Here is a 23,948-nt window from a genome sequence, read left to right on the forward strand (position 1 = left end):
CGTCAGGCCAGGCGATCGGCGGCGGCGACGATGTCGTCGTCGGACGGAATCACCAGGAATGCGGCACCCGCGAGCGGCGTGTACGTATCCACGCCGACCACGCGCTGGAACGGACGGGCGCCATAGCCGCCTTCCGCGATCGCGGTCAGCACGCCCTCGCCCACGCCCGCGCTGTGGCGGCCTTCGTCGACGATGAGGATGCGCCTGGCGGTCTTCGCCTGCGCGCGGATGTACTCGGCGTTGAGCGGCACGAGCCAGCGCAGATCGACGACGCGCGCCTTCCAGCCGTGTTTGCTTTCGATCGCGCGCGCGGCGCGCAGGCTCATCGGCACGCCATTGCCGTAGGTGAAGATCACCAGGTCGTCATTGCCTTCCCCGTAGACGCGGCCTTCGCCGAGGGTCATCGCCTCGTCGGGCTTGGGGTACGACGTGAGCCACTGACCGTCGCCGGGTTCGTAGAGATCCTTGGTCATGTACAGCGCGATCGGTTCGAGGAACACGCTCACGCGTCCGTCCACCTTCGCCAATGCGGTCAGCGTGCGCAGCATCGTGGCCGCATCGTCGCCGCGCGACGGGCAACCGACGACGAGACCGGGAATATCGCGCAACGCGGTGATCGAGTTGTCGTTGTGGAAATGCCCGCCGAAGCCGCGCTGGTAGCCGAGGCCGGCGATACGCACGACCATCGGATTGGCGAACTGGTTGTTGCTGAAGAACTGCAGCGACGCCGCTTCGCCGCGGATCTGGTCGCAGGCGTTGTGGAAGTACGCGAGGTACTGGATCTCCGGAATCGGCAGCATGCCGACGTTGGCGAAGCCCTGCGCCATGCCGAGGATCATCGTCTCGTCGAGCAGCGTGTTGAACACGCGACGCGCGCCGAACGCCTTCTGCAGGCCCTTGGTCACGGTGTAGACACCGCCCTTCTGCGCGACGTCCTCGCCGAACAGCAACGTGTCGGGGTACTTCGCGAAGATGTCGTGCAGCGCGTTGTTGATCTGGATCGCGAGATGGCGCGGCGGCTGGTTTTCCGGCAGCTTCGCTTCGCCGCCGAACACGTCCAGGCGACGCTCCGCATAGTCCGCGCGCTTCGCTTCGGCCTGCACTTTCGCGGGCGTGTACGGCGCAAGCGGCGCGATCACGTGCTCGAGCGTCTCGATCTTCGGCCGACGGTCGGCTTCCTCCGCGGCGGCGAAGCACCGCTTGCGCGTGGCTTCGTAGAGGGCGAGCACGTCGTCCTTCGACATCAGGCCTGATTCAAGCGCGATGGCGGCCGAGCGCAGCAACGGATCGGTCGCCTCGACGGCGCACAGCTCCTCGATCGAACGCCATTCGATTTCGAAGTCGGTGCCCGCGTGCCCCATGATGCGCGTGGTGCGCAGGTGCAGGAACGTCGGGCGTCGCGTCGTGCGGCAGTGTTCGACGGCGCGCTGCACGTCGGCATAACCGCTGGCGAGATCGAGACCGTCGGCGGCGAAGTAATCGAGCCCGTCCATGTTGCGGAAGCGGTTGGCAATCCACCCGCCCGGCGTCTTCACCGAGATGCCGATGCCGTTGTCCTCGCACACGAACAGCACCGGCGCGGGCAGCTTCTGGTAGGCGGTCCAGGCTGCCGCGTTGAAGGCGGTCTGCGCCGTGGCGTGATTGGCCGATGCGTCGCCGAAGGAACAGATCGCGATGCTGTCGCCGGGGATCGGCAACGCATGGTTCAGGCGCTTGGCGGCCTCGATCGCGACCGCCGTGCCGAGCGCCTTGGGCAGGTGCGAGGCGATGGTCGAGGTCTGCGGCAGCACCCACAACGGCTTGCTGCCCCACACCTTGTGGCGGCCACCGGACGCGGGATCTTCCGCGCTCGCGGCGAAACTCAGCGCCGAATCCATCACCGGATCCATGCCCGGCAGCTTGCGGAAGCGTTCGGCCATGAAGCCGCCGGAGCGGTAATGCAGGAACGCCGGATCGGTATGGCGCGTGAGGCGCGCGACCATCGCGTTGCCTTCGTGACCGCTGGATCCGATGGTGTAGAAGACCTTGTTCTGCACGCGCAGCACGCGCGCCATCAGGTCCAGGTGCCGGCTGATGAGCTGCGATTCGAAGAGCTCGCGGAAGCCCTGCGCGTTGAGTTCGCTGCCGTCCAGGACCGGCGCATCGGCGGAAGGACGCGCGTTGACGCGACCGTCCCACGCCTTCACGAACTCGACGAAGTTGACGTCGCAGATCTCGGCCCGGTTGAGGCCTTTCATGCGCGCGGGGATGGGATTGGGGATCAGGGACATGGTCGGTTCCAGGAGCCCGCGTCGGGGGAATGCGCGGGCGAATGCGTGAGGTTCTGAGCGATGCCCAGGTCAGTCCGGCAGCGCGAGTCGCGAGAGGACTTCCACCGGCGGCGCCGGCATCGCGACGAAACGCGGCGTCTGGCGCACGCGTTCGATCCACGCCTGCACGGACGGGAATGCCGACAGGTCGAAGCCGCCTTCATCGGCCACGGCGGTGTAGGCGAACAGCGCGATGTCGGCGATGCCGTAGGCGTCGCCGTTGAACCATTCGTGCGACTTGAGGTGCTGTTCCATCACGGCCAGCGCCTGGTTGCCGCGCTCGCGCAGCTGCGGCAGCGAGGCGCGACGCGGCGAATCCAACTGCGTCCAGCCGCGGATGAAACGCGCCACGGCGACATAAGGCTCATGGCTGTACTGCTCGAAGAACAGCCAGCTCAGCACCTGCGCGCGTACGAACGCGTCACCCGCCCAGAACGGCGTGCCTTCGGCGAGCCAGCACAGGATCGCGTTCGACTCGGTCAGGATGCGACCGTCGTCGGTTTCGATCATCGGCACCTTGCCGTTGGGATTCTTCGCGAGGTATTCCGGCGTGCGCGTCGCGCCGGCGGTGCTGTCGACCTCGACCCACTTGAACTCACGTTCCAGCTGCGTGAGCAGCAGGCGCAGCTTGTGGCAGTTGCCGGAGCTTGAATAGCCGTAAACGGTGATCATCGCTTCAGTCCTTCGCGTTCGCGCCGCGCGAACCACTCCTCGCGCGACTGGCCCCAGATCTCGATGTCTTTCGTGTCGAACGGCGCCGGCAGGCGGCCCATGCGCTGCAGCGTCGAGCCGAGCTTGGCGGCGACGGCCTTCGAATTCACATTCTCGGGATCGATGGTGTGGATCACCTCGCTCCAGCCGAGTGTGTCGAACGCCCAGTCGATCGTCGCGATGGCCGCTTCGGGCCCATAACCGCGGCCCCAACGATCGCGCACGATGCTCCAGCCCACTTCCGTGCCGGGCCAGCCTTCCGGCTGCCACGGGCCGACGCGGCCGACCCACTCGCCGGTCGCCTTCTCGATCACCGAGAACATCGCGAAACCCTTGAGGTGCCAGACGCCGATCATCGCGGCGAAGCTGCGCCACGCGGCCGGGCGCGGTTCGGTGCCGCCGATGTGGCGGCAGGTTTCCTCGTCGGCCTTGAAGGCGGCCCATGCCTCGAAATCCTCCGCCTGCGGCGGGCGGAGGATCAGGCGTTGCGTTTCCAGTGTCGGACCCAGCTGCATCGCCGGCTCCGGATCAGAACGCGTTGATGCCGGTGAGCTCGCGTCCGATCACCAGCTGGTGCACGGTTTCCGTGCCTTCATAGGTGATGACCGATTCGAGGTTCAGCGCGTGGCGGATCGCGGCGTGCTCGGTGGTGATGCCTGCGCCGCCGAGCAGGTCGCGGCATTCGCGCGCGATATCGATGGCCATGCGGCAGTTGTTCCACTTCGCCAGCGAGACCTGCGCCGGCTGCATCGTGCCCGCGTCCTTCAGGCGACCCAGCTGCACCACCAGCAGCTGCGCGAGCGTGATGCGGCGCGCCATCTCGGCCATCTTGATCTGCGCGCTCTGCGTCGCCGCCACCGGGCGGTCGAACAGGATGCGCTCCTTCGTATAGTTCAGCGCTTCGTCCAGGCACGCGATGGCCGCGCCGATCGGGCCCCAGGTGATGCCGTAGCGCGCCTGCGTCAGGCAGCCCAGCGGACCCTTGAGACCCTTCACGTTCGGCAGACGGTTGCTGTCCGGCACGCGCACGTTGTCGAAGAACAGCGAGCTGGTGACCGACGCGCGCAGGCTCATCTTGTGCTTGATTTCCTGCGCCGCGAAACCGGGCATGCCCTTCTCGACGATGAAGCCCTGGATGCCCTCATCCGTCTGCGCCCAGACGATGGCGATGTCGGCCAGGTTGCCGTTAGTGATCCACATCTTGGAGCCGTTGAGGATCCAGTCGCCGCCGTCGCGGCGCGCGTTGGTCTTCATGTTGGCCGGGTCGGAACCGCCGTGCGGCTCGGTCAGGCCGAAGCAGCCGATGACCTTGCCGGCGGCCATGTCCGGCAGCCAGCGCTGGCGCTGCTCTTCGCTGCCGTAGGCGTAGATGGGGTACATGCACAGCGACGACTGCACGCTGACGAAGCTGCGGATGCCGCTGTCGCCGCGTTCCAGCTCCTGGCAGATCAGGCCGTAGCTGACGGCGTTGAGGCCGGCGCAGCCGTACTTCTCGGGCAGTGAGGAACCCAGCAGGCCGAGTTCGGCGATCTCGCCAACCAGTTCCTTCGGAAAGCGCCCCTGATCGAACGCGTCGCCGATGATCGGGATGACGCGTTCGTCGGTGAACCGGGCCACCGTGTCCTGTACGGCGCGCTCTTCTTCGGTGAGGAGCGAGCGGACGTCGTAAAGGTCGTACGGATGCAGGGCCATGGCGCACTCGACTTGAGGGAAGACCGCCATTGTACGGGCGCCCCGGAGCCGGGGTAAGGCCGCGTAAACGCTTGCAGCGACGGGGTTTTCTTTTCGCGCAACAAAAACGGGGCCGGATCGCTCCGGCCCCGCGGGATACTGCCTGGGATGTTAGCGCTACGAGCGGCTGGATCAGCCGCGCGTCGGGGCCGAAGCGGACGCCGTCTGCGTGACGACCTGGCCGTCGATGACCGGCAGGCGACCGGCGACCGGGCGCTCGTCCATGCGGATGGTCTGCTCGGCGCCGTTGTAGCGATAGGTCACGTCGTAGCCGACGACCTTGTCTTCGTCGCCCAGCAGGATGCGGCTGCCCGGCTTGCTGTCGGTGCGCATCGTGCCGGTGGTGCCGTCCGGATTGCGGTAGGTCACGTTGTAGCCGACCACGCGCGAGGATTCGGACGTCGAGGACACGGTGTGGCACTGGCGCTCGGTGCGGCTGGTGACCTTGCCGCCGACGTGGCGCTTGTCGATCTGGTTGCCGATGAAGCCACCGGCCACCGCGCCGCCGACGGTCGCGGCCTTCTTGCCGTTGCCGCCGCCGACCTGGTTGCCGAGCAGGCCACCGATCACCGCACCGGCCACGGTGCCGCCGACGTTGCCGTCGCGTTCCGGGGCGCGTTCCTGCACGACCACGTCCTCGCAGACTTCGCGCGGCGTGGAGGTGGTGCTGGTCTCGCGGATCGCGTCCGAGCCGATCACCGTCGCGTACAGCTTTTCCTTCTCGGTGATCGACTTGACGTTGGTGACGTCGGCGTACTCCACCTTGTTGGCATCGATGGCGCCATTGGCGGCGGTATCGCCGTCCTGGCCCGGAAGCAGCTGGCCGTCAGCCGAGGCCGCCGGAGCCGTGCCCTTGTTGCTGAAGCTGTTGAATGCGGCCACTGCGACACCGCCGACGAGCAGCGAAGCCAGGGCAACGGCGAGGATGTTCTTGTTCATCTCAGGGCCTCTGCGGCGGGGCTTGCCCGCGTTGTTGGATGGCGCCATTCGAGCACTGGGAACCTGAACGGCCGCCGATTTTTTAACATCAAGCTGTCGAAACTGTGAACTGGTTTAGGCACGCTTGTTGGCGTCTCTGGGACCACCGTCATATCGGATCTGCCATGCCTTCCCCAATTACCGCTCCGATCCTCGGCTTCCTGTCCCGCCTCAGCTTCCCGCGGCTGTTCCTGGTGACGGCGGCCCTGTTCTTCGCCGACCTCCTGATCCCGGACTTCATTCCGCTGGCCGACGAACTGCTGCTCGGCATGGGCACGCTGCTGCTGGCCAGCTGGAAGAAGCGCAAGGATCCCCTGCCCCCGCCGGCGCAGCGCTGACGCCGTGCATCCGCTCGTCGACACCCATTGCCATCTCGACGTCGACGAGTTCGACCGCGATCGCGATGAGGTGATCGCGCGCGCGCGCGAGGCGGGCGTTACCCGGCAGATCGTGCCGGCGATCGACGCCGCGACGTGGCCGAAGCTGCGCGATGTGTGCGCGAAAGACGACGACCTGTACGCCGCCTACGGCCTGCATCCGCTGCTGCTCGATCGCCATAGGGACGCGCACCTGGACGAACTGCGCGACTGGGTCGAACGCGAACGCCCTGTTGCCATCGGCGAATGCGGACTGGACTACTTCGTGGAAGGACTGGACCCGGAGCGTCAGCAGCATTTCTTCGACGGCCAGTTGAAGATCGCGCGCGAATTCGACCTGCCCGTCGTCGTGCACGCGCGTCGCGCGGTGGATGCGGTGATCGCTTCCATCCGTCGCATCGGCGGCCTGCGTGGCGTGGTGCACAGTTTCTCGGGCAGCCAGGAACAGGCGCAGCAGCTGTGGAAGCAGGGATTCCTGCTAGGCCTCGGCGGGCCGGTGACCTACGAACGCGCCAATCGCCTGCGCAAGCTTGCAGCCAGCATGCCGCTGGAATTCCTGGTGCTCGAAACCGACGCGCCTGACCAGCCCGATGCCGACAGCCGGGGCCAGCGCAACGAACCGGCGCACATGACGCGCGTGCTGCACACGATCGCCGACCTGCGCGGCGTCGATCCGGACGAGGTAGCGCAGGCGACCACCGCGAACGCCGAGCGTCTGTTCGGCCTCGCCTAGGCTTTCGCCGCCCCCTTTCGCTTGAGCAGCAGTTCCAGCGCGCGCCCGACGGCCGCGAAGGCGAACGTCCCGGTGATGTGCGTGGCCGCGCCGAGGCCCGCGCCGCAATCCAGCTTCAGCGCTGCATCGCCCGACACCTGCGGACGAATGCCGCAGACCGTGCCGTCAGGCTGCGGATACTTCACGTTCTCCAGCGAGTAGATCGCCGAGATGCCGAAGTAGCGATCGGCATTCTTCGGAAAATTGAACTCGCTGCGCAGCTTCTTGCGCACGAGCGCGAGCATGGCGTCGTGCTCGGTACGCGAGAGGTCGCGCACGCGCACCAGGGTCGCATCGGTGCGTCCGCCGGCCGAACCCACCACGATCAGCGGCAGCTTGCGGCGCCGGCACCACGCGGCCATGACGACTTTCGTGCGGAAGCTGTCGCAGGCGTCGATCACCAGGTCGAACCCGCGATCGAGCATTTCCTCCAGGTTCGTCGGCGTGACGAAACTGGCGATGGCTTCCACCGTGATCTGTGGATTGATGGCGCGACTGCGTTCGGCCATCGCCTCCACCTTCACCCGGCCGTACTGGCCAGCCAGCGCAGGCAGCTGGCGATTGGTGTTGGACACGCACAAGTCGTCCGCGTCGATCAGCGTCAGATGCCCCACGCCCGTGCGCGCCAGCGCTTCGGCGACCCACGAGCCCACGCCGCCCATACCGATTACCGCGACGCGGCAGCCCGCCAGGTGCGCGACGGTGCCCGTGCCGTACAGCCGGTCCACCCCGGCGAAGCGCTCCATCCAGGCCGGATCGAGCACGTGTTCGGGAATGGTCTGTTCGGGTGCGCGGGACGTCGTCATCGCGACATTGTAATCGCCACGCCCACGGGAGCCCCGCAGGCCGCGTGCTATGGTGCCGCGGTTTTCAACGGAGGCCAGGCATGAATACCCAGCCCAGCGGTTCGCGCAGCAACGCGTCGCGTTACCTGTTCCTTTTCCTGCTCGGCCTGGTGGTCGGCGTGGTCGCCACCGTGATGGCGATGCGCGCGATCGACGCGCGCAAGGACCACTTCCACGACAGCGTGATGCACGTGCAGGGATGGCACTTGAACCAGCTGAAGAAGAAGGTCGAGCAGAACCGCTGCGCCGCTACCGACGTGCTGCCCAACCTCAAGGCCTTGCGCACGATGGCCGACGACCTGGAGCCGGCGTTTCCCGACCTCGCCGACGACCAGCGTTTCGCCCAGCACGCCAGCCGCATGCGGGCTCGACTGGATGCCGCACTGGCCAGTCCGCCGCTCAATTGCGCTGGCGTGAGCACGACGGTCGCGGACATCGGCGAGTCGTGCAAGGGATGCCATCAGGACTTCCGCTGAGCGTCCGGCGTTCGCGCGGCGCTCACTGAACGATCCGGAAAGCAGCGTGGCGTGAACTGCCGACATTGATCGGCAGTTCACCGCGCCGCGTCTAGCGTCTGCGCCATGGTGACGGGCCGATCACACGGCCGGCCATCCCAACCTCCAGAAAGGAGTTGCGCATGAACATCCAGAACGTCCGTCTGCTCGGTGTCGCCGCTGCCGCCACCATCGCGCTCGCCGGTTGCGCCACCTCGTCGCCGGGCTACAGCACTTCGCCCAGCTACGGCAGCGGCGGTTACAGCACCGCTCCGGCGCAGTGCTACGACTGCGGCACCGTGACCCGCATCGAACAGGTCACCACCGGCAGCAGCGCGCCCAGCGCTACCGGCGCGGTGCTCGGCGGTATCGTCGGCGCGGTCGCGGGCCACGAGATTTCCCGCCATACCGGCGGCAGCAAGGGCAACCAGAACATCGCCACGGCTGCCGGCGCGGTCGGTGGCGCGGTCGCCGGCAATGCCATCCAGAAGAACACCACCGGCGCTTCGTACAACGTGTATGTGCGCATGAACGACGGTCGCACGACGGTGGTCACGCAGCGCGACCTCGGCAACGTCCGCGAGGGTTCGTACGTGCGTGTTTACGACGGCAAGGCACACGCGCAGTAAATCCCGCGCTTGTCATCGAAGTAAAACAAGACGGCCCGCGCGAGCGGGCCGTTTTCATGTCTCGATCGTATTGCCGCATTTTCGGACGGGTTTCGCAGGCGTCGCGTTGGAGTATTGCGACCCTCAGCGCAAGTCCCGTTTCGCTATTGGGCAGCAAAAAAGAAAAACCCGGCAGGGGCCGGGTTTTTCATGCCTGTCGCGATCAGGTCGCGACCGCAGCGCTCGATGATCAGAGCGGCTGGACGGCGTCGGCCTGCAGGCCCTTCTGGCCCTGCACGACGGTGAAGGTGACCTTCTGGCCTTCCTTCAGGCTCTTGAAGCCCTGCGTCTGGATGGCGCGGAAGTGCACGAACACATCTTCACCGTTCTCGCGGCTGATGAAGCCGAAGCCCTTCGCATCGTTGAACCACTTGACGGTACCAGTTTCACGACCTGACATTGGCACTTACTCCTTGAAACGTTGCGGGTTGAAAACGTGGCGTGCCACGTGCTGGTTGCAAGGAGGAAGCGAGGTGCAACGATGTAGCGGATCGAAGATCAACCGCATCGGGCCACGATTCACGGTGACCGGCAAACACAGCGCCCGCAACGTAACCCGCTGTGGGTGAAAATGCAATCCGTGCAAAGTGGACGTCGGGAAGGGGTATAACCATATGGATTTGCAGGTGCTTTGGTACGTTTTGGCGGGGGTTCTGATCCTGGTCGGCATCGCCGGCACGGTCCTCCCCGCCCTCCCCGGGCTGCCCCTGGTTTTCGCCGGCATGTTGCTGGCGGCCTGGGCCGGGAATTTCCAGCAGGTCGGCTGGTTTCCGCTGGTGTTGCTCGGGCTGCTGACCGCCCTGTCGGTCGTCATCGATTTCTTCGCCACGGCCATGGGTGCCAAGCGGGTCGGCGCGAGCAAGCTCGCCGTGGCGGGCGCCATGGTCGGCACCTTCGCGGGCCTGTTCTTCGGCCCCATCGGACTGTTCACCGGACCGTTCCTCGGCGCGCTGGCCGGCGAGCTGATTCACGGCCGCGAGGTCCGCAAGGCAACGAAGGTCGGCTTCGGCACGTGGCTCGGCATCGTCCTGGGCGTCGTGCTCAAGCTCGGGCTGGCCTTCGCGATGCTGGGGCTGTTCGCGCTGGCCTGGTTCCTCTGACCGACACACTTCACGGCTGCGCCGTGTTGCGATGCGACACTGGATTGCGCCTTCCCGTCTTTCCTCGATTCCCCCTTGAGCGAGTCCCCCATGCCCTCCCACAGGCACGAAGCCCCGCACGCTCCACTTTTCCTTGCCTGCCGCGCCGTCCTGACGCTTGCCGCCATCGCGCCGCTTCAGGCGTTCGCGCAGGAAGCGCCCGCCCCGGCGACGCCGGAAGCCTGCGTTTCGATCGGTTCCGATGTCGAGCGCCTGGCCTGCTATGACGCGGCGCTTGGCCGCGTGGCCCGCGACACGCGCGGCGCCGACATCGCCGCCAAGGAAGCCAAGGCGATACAGAAGAACCTCGAACTCGCCGAGGAGGTCGTCCCCGCTGCCGCAGAGACGGCTGCACCCGCGAGCGACCTGTATCCGATGGAAGACACGCTGGATCGCGCCATCGCGAATGCCGGCAAGGGCTCGCTGCTCGACAGCCGCTGGGAACTGGCGAAGGACTCCAAGCTCGGCACGTGGAACTTCCGCGCCTACAAGCCGATGTACCTGCTGCCGGCGTTCTGGAGCAGCAAGGTCAACGACACGCCCTCCTCGCCCAATCCGAACAACACGGTCAGCACGCCGCTGGAAGTCGACGACCTGGAAGCGAAGTTCCAGGTCAGCTTCAAGACCAAGGCGTGGGAAAACATCTTCGGCGACAACGGCGATTTGTGGATGGCCTACACGCAGTCCTCGCGCTGGCAGGTCTACAGCCCGGACACCTCGCGCCCGTTCCGCGAAACCAATTACGAACCGGAGGTCATGCTGACCTTCCGCAACAACTACCACCTCGCCGGCTGGAACGGCCGTCTGCTCGGGATCGGCGTGAACCACCAGTCCAACGGCCGCGCCGATCCGCTGTCGCGCAGCTGGAACCGCGTGGTCGGCATGATCGGCCTGGATCGCGACAACTGGGCGCTGACCGTGCGCCCGTGGTGGCGCGTCAAGGAAAGCGCCAGCGACGACAACAACCGCGACATCGAGGATTTCGTCGGCCGCGGCGACGCGACGCTGGTGTACGTGCGCGGCGGGCATCAGTTCTCGCTGATGGGCCGGCATTCATTGCGCGGCGGCGACCGCTCGCATGGCGCGGTGCAGCTCGACTGGGGATTCCCGATCCACAACAGCCTGCGCGGCCACGTACAGATCTTCGACGGTTATGGCGAAAGCCTGATCGACTACAACCATCGCGCCACTTACATCGGCCTGGGAGTTTCGCTCCTGGAGTGGTACTGACCAGCGGCTATCCTCAACGCGGCCCCTCCACGACAGGACGTCCATGATCTCCACAGCCCGTACGCATCGCTCCTTCTTCGCCTATTCCGCCGCGCTGCTGGGTCTGCTCAGCCTCTTCGCGGTGCTCTGCTTCCACTTCCCCGAACTGCTGACCAGCAAGGAGTTCCGGGCGGCCTACACCGAGCAGTTCGCCCGCCACCTGCTGCTAGCGGGCCTGGTGGCGGCCTTCGTGATGGGAACCGTGGCGATCCTGCGCGACCGCAACAAGCGCGTGGCGCTGGCCGGCGTCGCCAGCGCCACGCTCGCCGTCCTGCTGGGCGGCACCAACGTGACGTTCGATGCGATCGGCAAGACGCCCTACTCACTGGGCCTGGACTGGTTCGTCATCTCGCTGTTCTTCTCCGCACTCGTGTTCGTGCCGCTGGAGCGATACCTCGGCCAGCGCAGGATCTCGCCGCTGCGTCCGGGTTGGCGCACGGACCTGACGTACTTCTTCATGAGCCACGTGCTGGTGCAGTTCATCCTGATCCTGGTGACCGCATCGACGTCGACCGTCGCGGGCCTGGCGGCGTTTCCCGCGCTGAAAGACCTCATCCAGGCCATGCCGACGTGGCTGCAGTTCCTTGTCGCGGTGTTCGTCGCGGACCTCGCGCAGGCGCTGCTGCATCGCGCGTACCACAACACGCCGTGGCTCTGGCGCTTCCATGCCGTGCACCATTCCAGTCGCGAGATGGACTGGCTGGCCGGTTCGCGCATTCACCTGGTCGAAATCCTGCTCACGCGCAGCGCGGTCATGCTGCCGCTGTTAGTGCTGGGTTTCTCGGCGTCGGCGGTCAACGCCTACGTGATCCTGGTGGGCCTGCAGGCCGTGCTGGCGCACGCAAACCTCGGCATCCGGTTCGGGTGGCTCGAATACGTGCTCGTGCTGCCGCGTTACCACCATTGGCATCACGCCCGGCACGCCGATTACATTGACGTGAACTACGCGATCCACCTTCCCCTGGTAGACATGCTGATGGGGACGTTCAAGCTGCCGCCGCATCACGCGTGGCCGTCCGAGTACGGCGTGATGAAGCTCGAGACGGTGCCGCGCGGCATCGTGCGCCAGCACCTGATGCCGTTCCGTTCAAGCAAGGCCTACGACGACCACGTCGCGTAGGCCGCGACCGTTTCCTTCTCCGTTGTGGCGTGCCCCCGTTCGCAGTTCGTGCGAATCGTCTGTCCGATCATGCGATTCAACCCGATGGTGTGCACGGAGAGGCCTCGATGGACATGCGACGCATCCTTTCGCTCGACGGCGGCGGCATCCGCGGCCTGGTCAGCTGCCTGTGGCTGGCGGGCGTCGAAGACGCCCTGCTTCGCGCCGGCAAGTCGGGTTTGCTGAAGTCCTTCGACCTGCTCGCGGGCAGTTCGACCGGCGCGATCGTCGGCTGCGGGCTGGCGGTCGGCTTGTCGCCCAGGCAACTCGGCGAGCTCTACCGGGAGCACCGTCACCGGATCTTCCCCGGCATGGCGCAACGCCTGTGGTCGCGCGCCGGACGCGTGTTCACGCAGGGCGTCTCGGCGCCGCGCTACGACGCACGCGGCCTGGAAGAAGTGCTGCAGGCCGTGTTCGGCGACACGCGCCTGGGCCAGGCGAAGATCCCGCTGCTGATCACCAGCTACGACACGATCGCGCGCAAGCCCATCGTCTTCAAAAGCTTCAAGCCCGAGCACGCGAACTTGCGGATGTGGGAGGTGTGCCGCGCCTCGTCGGCCGCGCCCACGTATTTCCCCGCGCACGCCATGACCGTCGAGGGCCGAGCGCGGGCGATGATCGACGGCGGCGTGGTCGCGAACAATCCCACCGCCTGCGCGATCGCCGAAGCGATGCGTAAGGATGCCCGCGTGGACAGCGCGCAGAACCTGGTCGTGCTGTCGGTCGGCACCGGCGAACGCAGCCGACCGATCGACCTGAAATCGGCGCAGGAATGGGGCGCGATCGAGTGGGCGATCCCCATCATCGACGTGCTGTTCGACGGCAACACCGACGCGGTGGATTACATCGCGCGTCATCTCATCGGCGACGGCTATTTCCGCCTGCAGGCGGAGCTGATGACCGGGCTGGACGATCTGGACGACGTGAGCGAGACGAACATCGCGGCGCTGGAAGCGATGTCGCAGGACTACCTGTTGCGCGAAGACACGCGGAAGACGCTGGCGGGGCTGGTGGCGCGGTTGTAGGCGTAGGGCCAGCAAGAATTGCCGTCATCCCGGCGAAGGCCGGGACCCAGGCTGTCACGCGATCCGTGATCCCCCGTCATTCCAGCGAAAGCTGGAACCCATCCTGATCGCGGCGTCATGTACTGACGCGGGTAACACACCGCGAGTGCGCGCACGCATCGCGTCCCTACCCTCACCCCAACCCCTCTCCCGCCTGGAGAGGGGCTTCAAGCGATTACTCCACCACCACCGGAATCTTGCCGATGCGGGCCTGCCATTCGCGCGGGCCGGTTTTGTGCACCGACTCGCCGGTCGAATCCACGGCGACCGTCACCGGCATGTCCTGCACTTCGAATTCGTAGATCGCTTCCATGCCCAGGTCCGCGAAGCCGACGACCTTCGCCGCCTTGATCGCCTTGGACACCAGGTACGCCGCGCCGCCGACCGCCATCAGGTAAGCCGACTGGTGCTTGCGGATGGCCTCGATCGCAGCCGGGCCGCGCTCGGCCTTGCCGACCATGCCCAGCAGGCCGGTCTGGGCGAGCACCTGCTCGGTGAACTTGTCCATGCGGGTGGCGGTGGTCGGGCCGGCGGGGCCGACGACCTCGTCGCGCACCGGATCGACCGGGCCGACGTAGTAGATGAAGCGGCCGCGCAGATCGACCGGCAGCGCCTCGCCCTTGTTGAGCATGTCGACCATGCGCTTGTGCGCGGCGTCGCGACCGGTCAGCAGCTTGCCGTTGAGCAGCAGGACTTCGCCCGGCTTCCAGCTGGCGACGTCTTCCTTCGTCAGCGTGTCCAGGTTCACGCGACGACCCTTCGACGCGTCGTAGGTCAGCTCCGGCCAGTCGGCCAGCGACGGCGGATCGAGCATCACCGGGCCGCTGCCGTCGAGCGTGAAGTGCGCGTGCCGCGTGGCGGCGCAGTTCGGGATCATCGCCACCGGCAGGTTGGCGGCATGCGTCGGGTAATCCTTGACCTTGATGTCGAGCACGGTCGTCAGACCGCCCAGGCCCTGCGCGCCGATGCCGAGCGCATTGACCTTCTCATACAGCTCCAGGCGCAGTTCCTCGGCGCGATTGGACGGGCCGCGCGCCTGCAGGTCGGTGATGTCGATGGGCTCCATCAGCGATTCCTTCGCCAACAGCATCGCCTTCTCGGCGGTGCCGCCAATGCCGATGCCGAGCATGCCGGGCGGGCACCAGCCGGCGCCCATGGTCGGCACGGTCTTGAGCACCCAGTCGACGATGGAGTCGGACGGGTTGAGCATCGCGAACTTGGATTTGGCTTCCGAACCGCCGCCCTTCGCCGCGACGATCACGTCGACCTTGTTGCCCGGTACGACCTTCACGTTGACCACGCCCGGTGTGTTGTCCTTCGTGTTAGTGCGCTTGCCGGCCGGGTCGGCCAGCACGGACGCACGCAGCTTGTTGTCCGGATGGTTGTACGCGCGACGCACGCCTTCGTGGACCATGTCCTCGACCGACATCGTGGCGTCGTCCCAGCGCACGTTCATGCCGATCTCGAGGAACACGGTGACGATGCCGGTGTCCTGGCAGATCGGGCGGTGGCCCTCGGCGCACATGCGCGAGTTGATCAGGATCTGGGCGATGGCGTCCTTCGCCGCCGGCGACTCCTCGCGCTCATAGGCGGCGGCGAGGTTCTGGATGTAGTCGACCGGATGGTAGTAGCTGATGTACTGCAGGCCGTCGGCGATCGACTGGATCAGGTCTTCCTGGCGGATCGAGACAGGCTGGCTGGCGGCGAACGGCTGCGTTGCGGTGTTGCTCACGGCGGGCGGACTTGCTGGCGGCGGAACCGCCATTCTAGCCCGTCGAGCCCGGTCGGACCCCGCCATTGCATCGCCGGCGGGGCCCTGCGCCGGAACGGTCCGTCCGGCTGGCGCCTGTGGCCGTGACCTTGCGATCAGGCCGCGTCGGCCTTGGTCGTGAAGCTCTCGCCGCAACCGCACTCGGCCGTGACGTTGGGGTTGCGGAACAGGAACTGCTCGCCCAGGCGCTGCTTCACCAGGTCGATCTGCGTGCCATCCACCAGCGGCAGGCTCAGCGCGTCGACGTAGATGCGCACGCCTTCCTGCTCGAAGACGGTGTCGTCGGCGCCCTGATCGCGCGTCAGGTCGGCCTTGTACTGCCAGCCCGAGCAGCCCGTGCGGGTCACGCCGAAGCGCAGGCCGATCGCGTCGGGGGATTCGACGAGATAGCGCTGGACGCGTTCGAGGGCGGCGGGAGCGAGGGTGACGGCCATGCAGGACTCCGGGCGTGTTTCCACTTCAATGGGTTACGACTAGGGATTATAGCGACGCGATGCCGGGCGTTCGGTAAACTCCGGCCTTTCCCCACATTGGCCCGAAGCGGCAAGGATTCAAGGCATGACGGTGGTCAGCGTCGAACAGGCGCTCGCGGGCAAGATCCCGGCGGGTGGCGAAGTCACGGTCCGCGGCTGGGTACGCACCCGGCGCGATTCCAAGGCCGGGCTCAGCTTCGTCAACGTCAGCGACGGCTCGTGCTTCGCGCCGATCCAGGTCGTCGCGCCGGCCGAACTGCCCAACTACGAATCCGAGGTGAAGCGCCTCACCGCCGGCTGCGCGGTGATCGCCACCGGCACGCTGGTGGCCTCACAGGGCCAGGGCCAGGCGTTCGAGATCCAGGCCAGCAGCCTGGAAGTGGTCGGCTGGGTCGAGGATCCGGAAACCTACCCCATCCAGCCCAAGGCGCATTCGCTGGAATTCCTGCGCGAAGTCGCCCACCTGCGCCCGCGCACGAACCTGTTCGGCGCCGTCACGCGCATCCGCGACTGCCTGGCCAAGGCCGCCCACCGCTACTTCCACGAAAACGGCTTCTACTGGATCTCCACGCCGATCGTGACCACGTCCGACGCCGAGGGCGCCGGCCAGATGTTCCGCGTCTCCACGCTCGACATGGCCAACCTGCCGCGCGACGACAAGGGGGGCATCGATTTCAGCCGTGATTTCTTCGGCAAGGAAACCTTCCTGACGGTTTCCGGCCAGCTCAACGTCGAGGCGTACGCGCTGTCGCTGAGCAAGGTCTACACCTTCGGGCCGACCTTCCGCGCCGAGAACAGCAACACCACGCGCCACCTCGCCGAATTCTGGATGATCGAGCCGGAAATCGCCTTCGCCGACCTCGCCGAGGACGCGCGCGTCGCCGAGGAATTCCTGAAGTACATGTTCCGCGCCGTGCTCGCCGAGCGCGCCGACGACATGGCCTTCATCGCCGAGCGCGTGCAGAAGGACGCGATCACGCGCCTGGAGTCGTTCGTCAACGCGCCGTTCGAGCGCATCGAATACACCGACGCGATCAAGCTGCTGCAGAAGGCCGACAAGAAGTTCGACTTCCCCGTCGAGTGGGGCCTGGACCTGCAGACCGAGCACGAGCGCTGGCTGACGGAAGAACACGTCGGCCGCCCGGTCGTGGTCACCAACTATCCCGAGCACATCAAGGCCTTCTACATGCGCCTGAACGACGACGGCAAGACCGTCGCCGCGATGGACGTGCTCGCGCCGGGCATCGGCGAGATCATCGGCGGCAGCCAGCGCGAGGAACGCCTGGACATGCTCGACGCTCGCATGGCGCAGTTCGGGCTGGATCCGGCGCATTACGGCTGGTATCGCGATTTCCGCCGCTACGGCACCGTCCCGCACGCCGGTTTCGGCCTCGGTTTCGAGCGCCTGGTGGTGTACGTCTGCGGCCTGAGCAACATCCGCGACGCGATCCCGTACCCGCGCGCGCCGGGCAGCGCGGAGTATTGATCGCGCCGTGATCCTCTTCTTCTCCCTGCTCTTCGTCGCCATCGCCATCGCCGGCTTCTGCGCGTTCGTGATCTTCTGGCCGCTGTCGCTGGTGCACATCCGCGACCGTCATCCGCAGCTGCAGATGGAACTGGGCGAAGGCGCGTTCGCGCGGCCGTCGGCGTGGGGCTGGCTGCTGCGTCGCGGCTATCTCTCGGCGAACGACGGCAACCTCAACGGCCTGGCGACTCCCGCGCGGATCTCGCTCCTGACCATCATCGGCGGCCTGGTGTGCGCGGCCCTGCTCTGGATCCTCGCGGTGGTGACCGGATGAACGAGAACGTCAACGACCAGTGGTGGCTCGCCACGATCGGCCGCACGCTGATCTGGGCGCGCCTGCGCGTGCTCGAGGCCGGCACCGCCGAAGTGCTCGACAGCGACGGCATCAGCCAGCCCTACGACAGCGAGGACAGCGCGCGCGCGGCGCTGATGGACGCCGAGTTCGTCTCGCTCGACGGCCTCGACGACGACGACGCACGCAATCGCGGCTTCGCGCTGGACGAACTCGTGCCGCCCAGCGGCGAAGGCCTCGACGTGCTTCGCCCGCAGATGGTCCAGCAGCTTCCCTCGCGGCACTGATCGCACGCCATGTACCTGCCCCGCGCCTTCGCCGAGCACGACCTCGAAGCGCTGGACCGGCTGGCAGGACGCGATCGTTTCATCACGCTGGTCACGGTGCGCGACGGCGAACCCGTCGTCAGCCACCTTCCAGTGCTGTACCGGCGCAGCGGCGACCACGTCGAACTGATCGGCCACTGGGCGCGACCCAACCCGCAGGCGACGCACGCCGGCCCCGCGCTGGCGATCTTCCATGGCCCGCACGCGTACGTCTCGCCGGGCTGGTATCCCGACAAGGAAGCCGCCGCGCGCGTGCCGACGTGGAACTACGCCGTCGCGCACCTGCGCGGCACGCTGTCGACCTTCGACGATGAGCGCTCGCTCGCCGAAGTCGTCGACGGACTGAGCATCGATCACGAAGCCACCGTCGGTGGCGACTGGCGTTTCGAATTCGAACGCGACGATCTTCGCCGCCAGCTGCGCGGCATCGTGGGCTTCCGCTTCATCGCGCACGAGATCGCGCTGAAGTTCAAGCTCAGCCAGAACCATCCGATGGCCAATCGCGACGCGGTGGCGTCGCAGCTGGAAGCGCAATCGCGCGAGGCCGGCCGCGAAACCGCCGCGCTGATGCGCGAACGCATGACCACCGAACGCAACGGAGACTGACGTGGACCTCGACCTCACCGGAAAGCACGCGCTCGTCTGCGGCGCGAGCCAGGGCATCGGCCTCGCGGCCGCGCAGGCGCTCGCCGGACTCGGCGCCGACGTCACGCTGCTCGCGCGTCGCGAAGAGCGGCTCCGGGAGCTCGTCACCACGCTACCGACGGACAAGGGACAGACGCACGGCTGGATCGCCGTCGACAGCGCCGATACCGACACGCTGCGCGCGAAAGTGCAGGCGCTGGTGTCCGCGAGGTCCGTGCATGTGCTGGTCAACAACACCGGCGGCCCGCCGCCCGGCCCGGTGCACGGCGCCGAGATCGCCGCGTTCGAGGCCGCGTACCGGCAGCACCTCATCGCCAACCACGTGCTCGCCGAAAACGTCGTGCCCGGGATGGAACGCGATGGCTATGGCCGCATCGTCAACGTCATCTCGACGTCGGTGAAGGAACCGCTGCAAGGCCTGGGCGTGTCCAACACCACGCGCTGGGCGGTGGCGAGCTGGGCGAAGACGCTCGCGACCGAACTTGCGCCCAAGGGCATCACCGTGAACAACGTGCTGCCCGGTTCCACCGAGACGCCGCGCATCGAGCAGATCATCGACAACACCTCGGCGAAGACGGGACGCACCCGCGACGAAGTGTTCGAGAAGATGGTGTCGGAGATCCCGATGCGCCGCTTCGCGCGCCCGGAGGAAACCGCCGCGGCGATCGCGTTCCTGTGTTCGCCGGCGGCGTCCTACATCACCGGCGTGAACCTTCCCGTCGACGGCGGCCGTACCCGGTCGTTGTAATGCCCTGACCACGGCATTGGTGTCGTGCAGCATCGCCACCATACTCATCAGCACGTCCCACCCGCGCTGTTAAGCTAGCCCCATGCGCCTTCGCCACTTCATCGCCGGTGAACCACGCGAGCCGGCATCCGGCCGGTGGGGCGAGGTTTTCGATCCAGCCAACGGCAAGGCCTTCGCGGAAGTCGCACTGGGCGATGCCGGCGACGTGGACGCGGCGATCGCCGCCGCCGAAGACGCGTTTCCCGCCTGGTCCGCCCTGCCCCACAGCGAACGCGCGCGCTGGCTGGAAAAGCTGGCCGACGCACTCGAAGCGAAGCTCGACGATTTCGCGCACGCCGAGTCGCGCGATGGCGGCAAGCCCATCAAGCTCGCACGCGAAGCCGAGATCCCGCGGGCGATCAGCAACCTGCGTTTCTTCGCGCACGCCGCGACGCAGTTCGCCAGTGAATCGCACCATGGCCAGGCCGGGTTGAACTACACCTTGCGCCAGCCACTCGGCGTGGTCGGCACGATCTCGCCGTGGAATCTCCCGCTGTACCTGTTCACGTGGAAGATCGCGCCCGCGCTCGCGGCCGGCAACACGGTGGTCGCCAAACCGTCGGAAGTGACGCCGGTGACGGCGACGATGCTGGGCGAGCTCGCGGCGGAAATCGGATTTCCGAAAGGCGTGCTCAACATCGTGCACGGACTGGGTCCCGACGTCGGCGAACCGCTGGTGGCCGATGCGCGCGTCAAGGCGATTTCCTTCACCGGCAGCACGCCGGTCGGTCGGCGTATCGCGGGCATCGCGAGCCCGCTGCTGAAGAAGGTGTCGCTGGAACTCGGCGGCAAGAATCCCACGCTCGTCTTCGCCGACAGCGACTGGCGCGACCACCTCGACACACTGGTGCGCTCGGCATTCCAGAATTCCGGGCAGATCTGCCTGTGCGGCTCGCGCATGCTGATCGAGCGCAGCATCTACACCGAGTTCCGCGACGCGCTGGTTGAACGCGCGCAGCAGTTGCGCGTGGGCGATCCGATCGACGAGGACAACCAGCTCGGCCCGCTCGTCTCGCGCGCGCACTTCGACAAGGTCATGGCTGCGCTGCAGCGTGCGCGCGACGAAGGCGGCAAGGTGCTGTGCGGCGGCAACTCGCTCGATCGACCCGGCTGGTTCGTCGCACCGACGGTGATCGAAGGCCTCGGGCCGGATTGCGCGAGCAATCGCGACGAGATCTTCGGACCAGTAGTGACGCTGCAACCCTTCGACACCGACACGCACGCGCTTTCGCTCGCAAATGCCGGCGAGTACGGCCTCGCCGCCTCGGTATGGACGCGCGACCTGCGACGCGCGCATCGCCTGGCGGCGCAGTTGCGCGCTGGCATGGTGTGGATCAACACCTGGCTTCAACGCGACCTGCGCACGCCGTTCGGCGGCTCGGGCGCGTCCGGCCTCGGCCGTGAAGGCGGATTCGAGGCCATGCGCTTTTTTACCGACGCCAAGAACGTCGGCCTGCAACTGGAATGAACCGATGACTACCGGCCCGCTTACCGACCTGCTCAACAACAACCGCGAATGGTCCGAACGGATCAACCGCGAGGACCCTGAGTTCTTCCAGCGCCTGTCCAAGCAGCAGGCGCCCGAATACCTGTGGATCGGCTGCTCGGATTCGCGCGTGCCCGCCAACCAGGTCATCGACATGGCGCCGGGCGAGGTGTTCGTCCATCGCAACATCGCCAACGTCGTCGTGCACACCGACCTCAACTGCCTGTCGGTGATCCAGTTCGCCGTCGACGTGCTGAAGGTCAAGCACATCCTCGTAGTGGGCCATTACGGTTGCGGTGGTGTGCACGCTGCGCTGCACGGCACGCGCGTGGGGCTGGCCGACAACTGGCTTCGCCACGTGTCGGACGTCGCCGAGAAGCACGAAGGCTGCCTGCACCACGCGCAGGACAGCGAACGCCATGACCGCCTGTGCGAACTCAACGTGATCGAGCAGGTGCAGAACGTCTGCCTGACCACCATCGTCCGTGACGCCTGGGCGCGCGGCCAGGAGCTGACCGTGCACGGCTGGGTCTACAGCCTGCGCAACGGCCTGGTGTCGGACATGGCCATCGACGTCAGCTCGCATGACCAGCTCGACGGCCTGTACAAGGCGGCGATCAAGCGCGTGAACGGATTCGGCGGGGACTCGCCGCGATGAACGACGTCATCCGCGCCGGCGCCGCTCCCAAGCCCGTGGGCCAGTACCCGCATGCGCGCCGCGTGGGCGACCTTCTCTTCCTCTCGGGCATCGGCCCGCGCGACCCGGCGAGCAACGCCATCGTCGGCAACGTCCACGACGCCGAGGGGCGCCTGATCAGCTACGACATCGACGCGCAGACGCGCGCGGTGTTCGCCAACGTGCGCACCGTGCTGGAAGCCAGCGGCGCGCGTTGGGAAGACCTCGTCGACGTGACCGTCTACCTCACCGACATGGCGCACGATTTCAGGGCCTACAACGCGGTCTGGGCCGAGTACTTCCCGGACATCGACACCGCGCCGTGCCGCACCACGCTGGGCATCACCGCGCTGCCGACGCAGATCGCGATCGAACTCAAGTGCGTGGCCGCGATCAAGTCCCCTCTCCCGCTTGCGGGAGAGGGTTAGGGTGAGGGCGAACATGCCGCACGCTTCCGACCTGCCCTCACCCCAGCCCTCTCCCGCCAGCGGGAGAGGGGGAGAAACCAGCATGCTTCCCGGCCCCATCAACCTGCACGCCTGGATCGAGGAACACCGCCACCTGCTCAAGCCGCCGGTGGGCAACAAGGTGATCTACGTCGGCGATTTCATCGTGATGGTCGTCGGCGGCCCGAACCAGCGCACCGACTACCACTTCGACGAGGGCGCCGAGTGGTTCTACCAGCTCGAAGGCGAGATGATCCTGCGCATCCAGGAAGACGGACAGGCGCGCGACATCCCGATCAGGGCCGGCGAAATCTTCCTGCTGCCGCCGCGCGTGCCGCATTCGCCGCAGCGCATGCCCGATTCGATCGGACTGGTGATCGAACGCCGTCGCCGCCCCGAGGAACTCGACGGCCTGATGTGGTTCTGCGAACGCTGCAACCACAAGCTGTATGAGGAGTTCTTCCCGCTGCGCAACATCGAAACCGACTTCCCGCCGGTGTTCGACCGCTTCTACGCCTCGCGCGACCATCGCACGTGCGGGCAATGCGGCCACGTGAACCCCGCGCCGTCGAAGTACGTGATGCCGGATACCTGAGGACGCACCGTCGCGCATGCTCAAGATCGACACCCACGCCCACTACCTTCCGCGCGACTGGCCGAACCTGGCGCGCAAGTACGGCGACGACCGCTTCCCGGTGATCCACCACACCGAAGACGGGCGCCATCGCATCTACAAGGACGGCAAGTTCTTCCGCGAGATCTGGTCCAAGACGTGGGATCCGCAGGAACGCATCGACGACTACGCGCGTTTCGGCGTGCAGGTGCAGGTAATCAGCACCGTGCCGGTGATGTTCAGTTACTGGGCGAAGCCGCACCACGCGCTGGAGCTGCACCAAGCGCTCAACGAGCACATGGCCGAAGCGTGCCGCGAGTACCCTCGCCACTACGCCGGTATCGGCACCGTGCCGCTGCAGTCGCCGCGTCTCGCGATCCAGGAACTGGAGCGCTGCATGGACCAGCTCGGCCTGCAGGGCGTGCAGATCGGCAGCCACATCAACGACTGGAACCTCGACGCGCCGGAGCTGTTCGATTTCTTCCAGGCCGCGGGCGAACTTGGCGCCGCGATCCTCGTGCATCCGTGGGACATGATGGGTGCGGCGACGATGCCGAAATACTGGCTGCCGTGGCTGGTCGGCATGCCGGCGGAGCAGTCGCGCGCCGCGTGCTGCCTGATCTTCGGCGGCGTGCTTGAACGCGTGCCGAACCTGAAAGTCTGCATGGCGCACGGCGGCGGCAGTTTCCCGTACACCATCGGACGCATCGAACACGGCTTCAACATGCGGCCGGACCTCGTCGCGACGGACAATCCCCGCAATCCGCGTGACTATTTGAACCAGCTGTTCTTCGATTCGTGGGTCGCCGATCCGCGTGCGCTGCGTTACCTGCTCGACACCTGCGGCGTCGATCGCGTGATGCTCGGCACCGACTATCCCTTCCCGCTCGGCGAACAGGAACCCGGCGCCGGTATCGCCGCGCTGGACCTGTCCGACGAAGATCGCGCGCGCCTGTACCACGGCACCGCGCTGGAGTGGCTGGGCCTCTCGATGGCCCGATTCGCCTGAGGGCCCGCACATGCCGCACGTCACGTTGCAGTACACGGTGAACCTCGCGGAATTCAATCCGACCGCGGCCTTGCGCGCAATCAACCAGGCGCTCGCCGACAGCGGTCATTTCGACGAGGAAGCGATCAAGAGCCGCGCGTTGCGGCTGGACGATTACCGCGTCGGCGTCGCCGATGCCGGGCGCGCGTTCATCCACGTGCAGCTGAAGGTGCTGCCGGGCCGCGACGACACCACACGCAAGGGCTTCGCCGACCTGATCATCGCGGCATTGTCTTCCGTGCTCACCGGCCACCCGCCGTCCACGCAACTGTGCGTCGAGGTCGACGAGCTCGATGCGCGCACCTACACCAAGCGCGTCGTCGACGCGCCGAACGGCTGATTCC

The 23,948-nt window shown here is 66.7% G+C and carries 28 protein-coding genes; 19 read left to right on the forward strand and 9 right to left on the reverse strand.

Annotated features, from left to right (window positions below):
* Positions 1-2 precede the first annotated feature (2 nt).
* The 5 genes from GOY17_RS11350 to GOY17_RS11370 form a co-directional block, all read right to left on the reverse strand.
* The gene (locus GOY17_RS11350; RefSeq protein ID WP_157030487.1) at positions 3-2,270 is read right to left on the reverse strand and encodes a thiamine pyrophosphate-dependent enzyme; all 2,268 of its coding nucleotides are present in this window, start codon (positions 2,268-2,270) and stop codon (positions 3-5) included.
* 69 nt (positions 2,271-2,339) lie between these two features.
* Complete coding sequence (locus GOY17_RS11355; RefSeq protein ID WP_157030488.1) at positions 2,340-2,981, reverse strand: glutathione S-transferase family protein; 642 nt, start codon at positions 2,979-2,981, stop codon at positions 2,340-2,342.
* Complete coding sequence (locus GOY17_RS11360) at positions 2,978-3,535, reverse strand: GNAT family N-acetyltransferase (RefSeq protein ID WP_115841672.1); 558 nt, start codon at positions 3,533-3,535, stop codon at positions 2,978-2,980. Before GOY17_RS11360 ends, GOY17_RS11355 begins: the two co-directional genes overlap by 4 nt.
* Positions 3,536-3,548: 13 nt before the next feature.
* A complete protein-coding gene (locus tag GOY17_RS11365; protein WP_115841673.1) occupies positions 3,549-4,712 on the reverse strand; it encodes an acyl-CoA dehydrogenase family protein in 1,164 nt (387 codons plus the stop codon).
* A gap of 171 nt (positions 4,713-4,883) precedes the next feature.
* Positions 4,884-5,690: a glycine zipper 2TM domain-containing protein gene (locus GOY17_RS11370; RefSeq protein WP_157030489.1), complete on the reverse strand. Its 807-nt coding sequence runs from the start codon at positions 5,688-5,690 to the stop codon at positions 4,884-4,886.
* Between the two features lie 164 nt (positions 5,691-5,854).
* Here GOY17_RS11370 and GOY17_RS11375 point away from each other — a divergent pair, with 164 nt between their 5' ends.
* Together GOY17_RS11375 and GOY17_RS11380 are read left to right on the forward strand one after the other, a co-directional pair.
* Positions 5,855-6,067 carry a DUF6116 family protein gene (locus GOY17_RS11375; RefSeq protein WP_157030490.1) on the forward strand — a complete coding sequence of 71 codons (213 nt, stop codon included), beginning with the start codon at positions 5,855-5,857 and terminating at the stop codon, positions 6,065-6,067.
* Positions 6,068-6,071: 4 nt separating this feature from the next.
* Positions 6,072-6,839 (forward strand): TatD family hydrolase, encoded by a 768-nt coding sequence (locus tag GOY17_RS11380; RefSeq protein ID WP_157030491.1) that lies wholly within the window; start codon positions 6,072-6,074, stop codon positions 6,837-6,839.
* Here the strand turns inward: GOY17_RS11380 and GOY17_RS11385 are convergent.
* Positions 6,836-7,684: a tRNA threonylcarbamoyladenosine dehydratase gene (locus GOY17_RS11385; protein ID WP_115841677.1), complete on the reverse strand. Its 849-nt coding sequence runs from the start codon at positions 7,682-7,684 to the stop codon at positions 6,836-6,838. The two genes, GOY17_RS11380 and GOY17_RS11385, sit on opposite strands and share 4 nt — an antisense overlap.
* Before the next feature lie 80 nt (positions 7,685-7,764).
* On the opposite strand from GOY17_RS11385, the gene GOY17_RS11390 reads away from it, so the two are divergent.
* Positions 7,765-8,199: a cytochrome c gene (locus GOY17_RS11390; protein ID WP_115841678.1), complete on the forward strand. Its 435-nt coding sequence runs from the start codon at positions 7,765-7,767 to the stop codon at positions 8,197-8,199.
* Positions 8,200-8,360: 161 nt separating this feature from the next.
* Positions 8,361-8,846: a glycine zipper 2TM domain-containing protein gene (locus tag GOY17_RS11395; RefSeq protein ID WP_157030492.1), complete on the forward strand. Its 486-nt coding sequence runs from the start codon at positions 8,361-8,363 to the stop codon at positions 8,844-8,846.
* A gap of 229 nt (positions 8,847-9,075) precedes the next feature.
* Here GOY17_RS11395 and GOY17_RS11400 read toward each other — a convergent pair whose 3' ends face one another.
* A complete protein-coding gene (locus GOY17_RS11400; protein ID WP_115841680.1) occupies positions 9,076-9,285 on the reverse strand; it encodes a cold-shock protein in 210 nt (69 codons plus the stop codon).
* Between the two features lie 214 nt (positions 9,286-9,499).
* Between GOY17_RS11400 and GOY17_RS11405 the strand changes: the two genes are divergently transcribed.
* The 4 genes from GOY17_RS11405 to GOY17_RS11420 all read left to right on the forward strand — a co-directional run bounded on the left by GOY17_RS11405 (position 9,500) and on the right by GOY17_RS11420 (position 13,477).
* On the forward strand, positions 9,500-9,985 hold the full coding sequence (locus GOY17_RS11405; RefSeq protein WP_157030493.1) for a DUF456 domain-containing protein: 486 nt from the start codon (positions 9,500-9,502) through the stop codon (positions 9,983-9,985).
* Positions 9,986-10,075: 90 nt separating this feature from the next.
* Positions 10,076-11,254: a phospholipase A gene (locus tag GOY17_RS11410; protein ID WP_157030494.1), complete on the forward strand. Its 1,179-nt coding sequence runs from the start codon at positions 10,076-10,078 to the stop codon at positions 11,252-11,254.
* 43 nt (positions 11,255-11,297) lie between these two features.
* Complete coding sequence (locus GOY17_RS11415) at positions 11,298-12,413, forward strand: sterol desaturase family protein (protein ID WP_157030495.1); 1,116 nt, start codon at positions 11,298-11,300, stop codon at positions 12,411-12,413.
* 107 nt (positions 12,414-12,520) lie between these two features.
* Positions 12,521-13,477: a patatin-like phospholipase family protein gene (locus GOY17_RS11420; RefSeq protein WP_157030496.1), complete on the forward strand. Its 957-nt coding sequence runs from the start codon at positions 12,521-12,523 to the stop codon at positions 13,475-13,477.
* Positions 13,478-13,691: 214 nt separating this feature from the next.
* Here GOY17_RS11420 and GOY17_RS11425 read toward each other — a convergent pair whose 3' ends face one another.
* Together GOY17_RS11425 and GOY17_RS11430 are read right to left on the reverse strand one after the other, a co-directional pair.
* The gene (locus tag GOY17_RS11425) at positions 13,692-15,248 is read right to left on the reverse strand and encodes a fumarate hydratase (protein ID WP_157030497.1); all 1,557 of its coding nucleotides are present in this window, start codon (positions 15,246-15,248) and stop codon (positions 13,692-13,694) included.
* A 134-nt stretch (positions 15,249-15,382) separates the two neighbouring features.
* Complete coding sequence (locus tag GOY17_RS11430; RefSeq protein ID WP_115841686.1) at positions 15,383-15,721, reverse strand: HesB/IscA family protein; 339 nt, start codon at positions 15,719-15,721, stop codon at positions 15,383-15,385.
* A gap of 124 nt (positions 15,722-15,845) precedes the next feature.
* On the opposite strand from GOY17_RS11430, the gene asnS reads away from it, so the two are divergent.
* From asnS to GOY17_RS11485, 11 genes are all read left to right on the forward strand, one after another.
* A complete protein-coding gene (asnS, locus tag GOY17_RS11435) occupies positions 15,846-17,246 on the forward strand; it encodes an asparagine--tRNA ligase (RefSeq protein WP_115841687.1) in 1,401 nt (466 codons plus the stop codon).
* Between the two features lie 7 nt (positions 17,247-17,253).
* Positions 17,254-17,559: a hypothetical protein gene (locus tag GOY17_RS11440; RefSeq protein WP_157030498.1), complete on the forward strand. Its 306-nt coding sequence runs from the start codon at positions 17,254-17,256 to the stop codon at positions 17,557-17,559.
* Positions 17,556-17,864, forward strand: coding sequence for a hypothetical protein (locus GOY17_RS11445; protein ID WP_115841689.1), 309 nt, complete (start codon positions 17,556-17,558; stop codon positions 17,862-17,864). The genes GOY17_RS11440 and GOY17_RS11445 overlap by 4 nt, the downstream gene beginning before the upstream one ends.
* Positions 17,865-17,873: 9 nt before the next feature.
* A complete protein-coding gene (locus tag GOY17_RS11450) occupies positions 17,874-18,509 on the forward strand; it encodes an FMN-binding negative transcriptional regulator (RefSeq protein WP_157030499.1) in 636 nt (211 codons plus the stop codon).
* A 1-nt stretch (position 18,510) separates the two neighbouring features.
* On the forward strand, positions 18,511-19,296 hold the full coding sequence (locus tag GOY17_RS11455; RefSeq protein WP_157030500.1) for an SDR family oxidoreductase: 786 nt from the start codon (positions 18,511-18,513) through the stop codon (positions 19,294-19,296).
* Positions 19,297-19,378: 82 nt separating this feature from the next.
* Positions 19,379-20,803 (forward strand): aldehyde dehydrogenase, encoded by a 1,425-nt coding sequence (locus tag GOY17_RS11460; protein WP_157030501.1) that lies wholly within the window; start codon positions 19,379-19,381, stop codon positions 20,801-20,803.
* A 4-nt stretch (positions 20,804-20,807) separates the two neighbouring features.
* On the forward strand, positions 20,808-21,479 hold the full coding sequence (gene can, locus GOY17_RS11465) for a carbonate dehydratase (protein WP_115841693.1): 672 nt from the start codon (positions 20,808-20,810) through the stop codon (positions 21,477-21,479).
* Positions 21,476-21,925 carry a RidA family protein gene (locus tag GOY17_RS11470; protein ID WP_157030502.1) on the forward strand — a complete coding sequence of 150 codons (450 nt, stop codon included), beginning with the start codon at positions 21,476-21,478 and terminating at the stop codon, positions 21,923-21,925. The genes can and GOY17_RS11470 overlap by 4 nt, the downstream gene beginning before the upstream one ends.
* A gap of 82 nt (positions 21,926-22,007) precedes the next feature.
* Positions 22,008-22,538: a 3-hydroxyanthranilate 3,4-dioxygenase gene (locus GOY17_RS11475; RefSeq protein ID WP_157030503.1), complete on the forward strand. Its 531-nt coding sequence runs from the start codon at positions 22,008-22,010 to the stop codon at positions 22,536-22,538.
* Positions 22,539-22,554: 16 nt separating this feature from the next.
* On the forward strand, positions 22,555-23,565 hold the full coding sequence (locus tag GOY17_RS11480; RefSeq protein ID WP_157030504.1) for an amidohydrolase family protein: 1,011 nt from the start codon (positions 22,555-22,557) through the stop codon (positions 23,563-23,565).
* Between the two features lie 10 nt (positions 23,566-23,575).
* Complete coding sequence (locus GOY17_RS11485) at positions 23,576-23,944, forward strand: 5-carboxymethyl-2-hydroxymuconate Delta-isomerase (RefSeq protein WP_157030505.1); 369 nt, start codon at positions 23,576-23,578, stop codon at positions 23,942-23,944.
* The last annotated feature ends 4 nt before the right edge of the window (positions 23,945-23,948 follow it).

The organism is Lysobacter soli (assembly GCF_009755585.1).
In the GTDB taxonomy this organism is placed as follows: Bacteria; Pseudomonadota; Gammaproteobacteria; order Xanthomonadales; family Xanthomonadaceae; genus Lysobacter_J; species Lysobacter_J soli.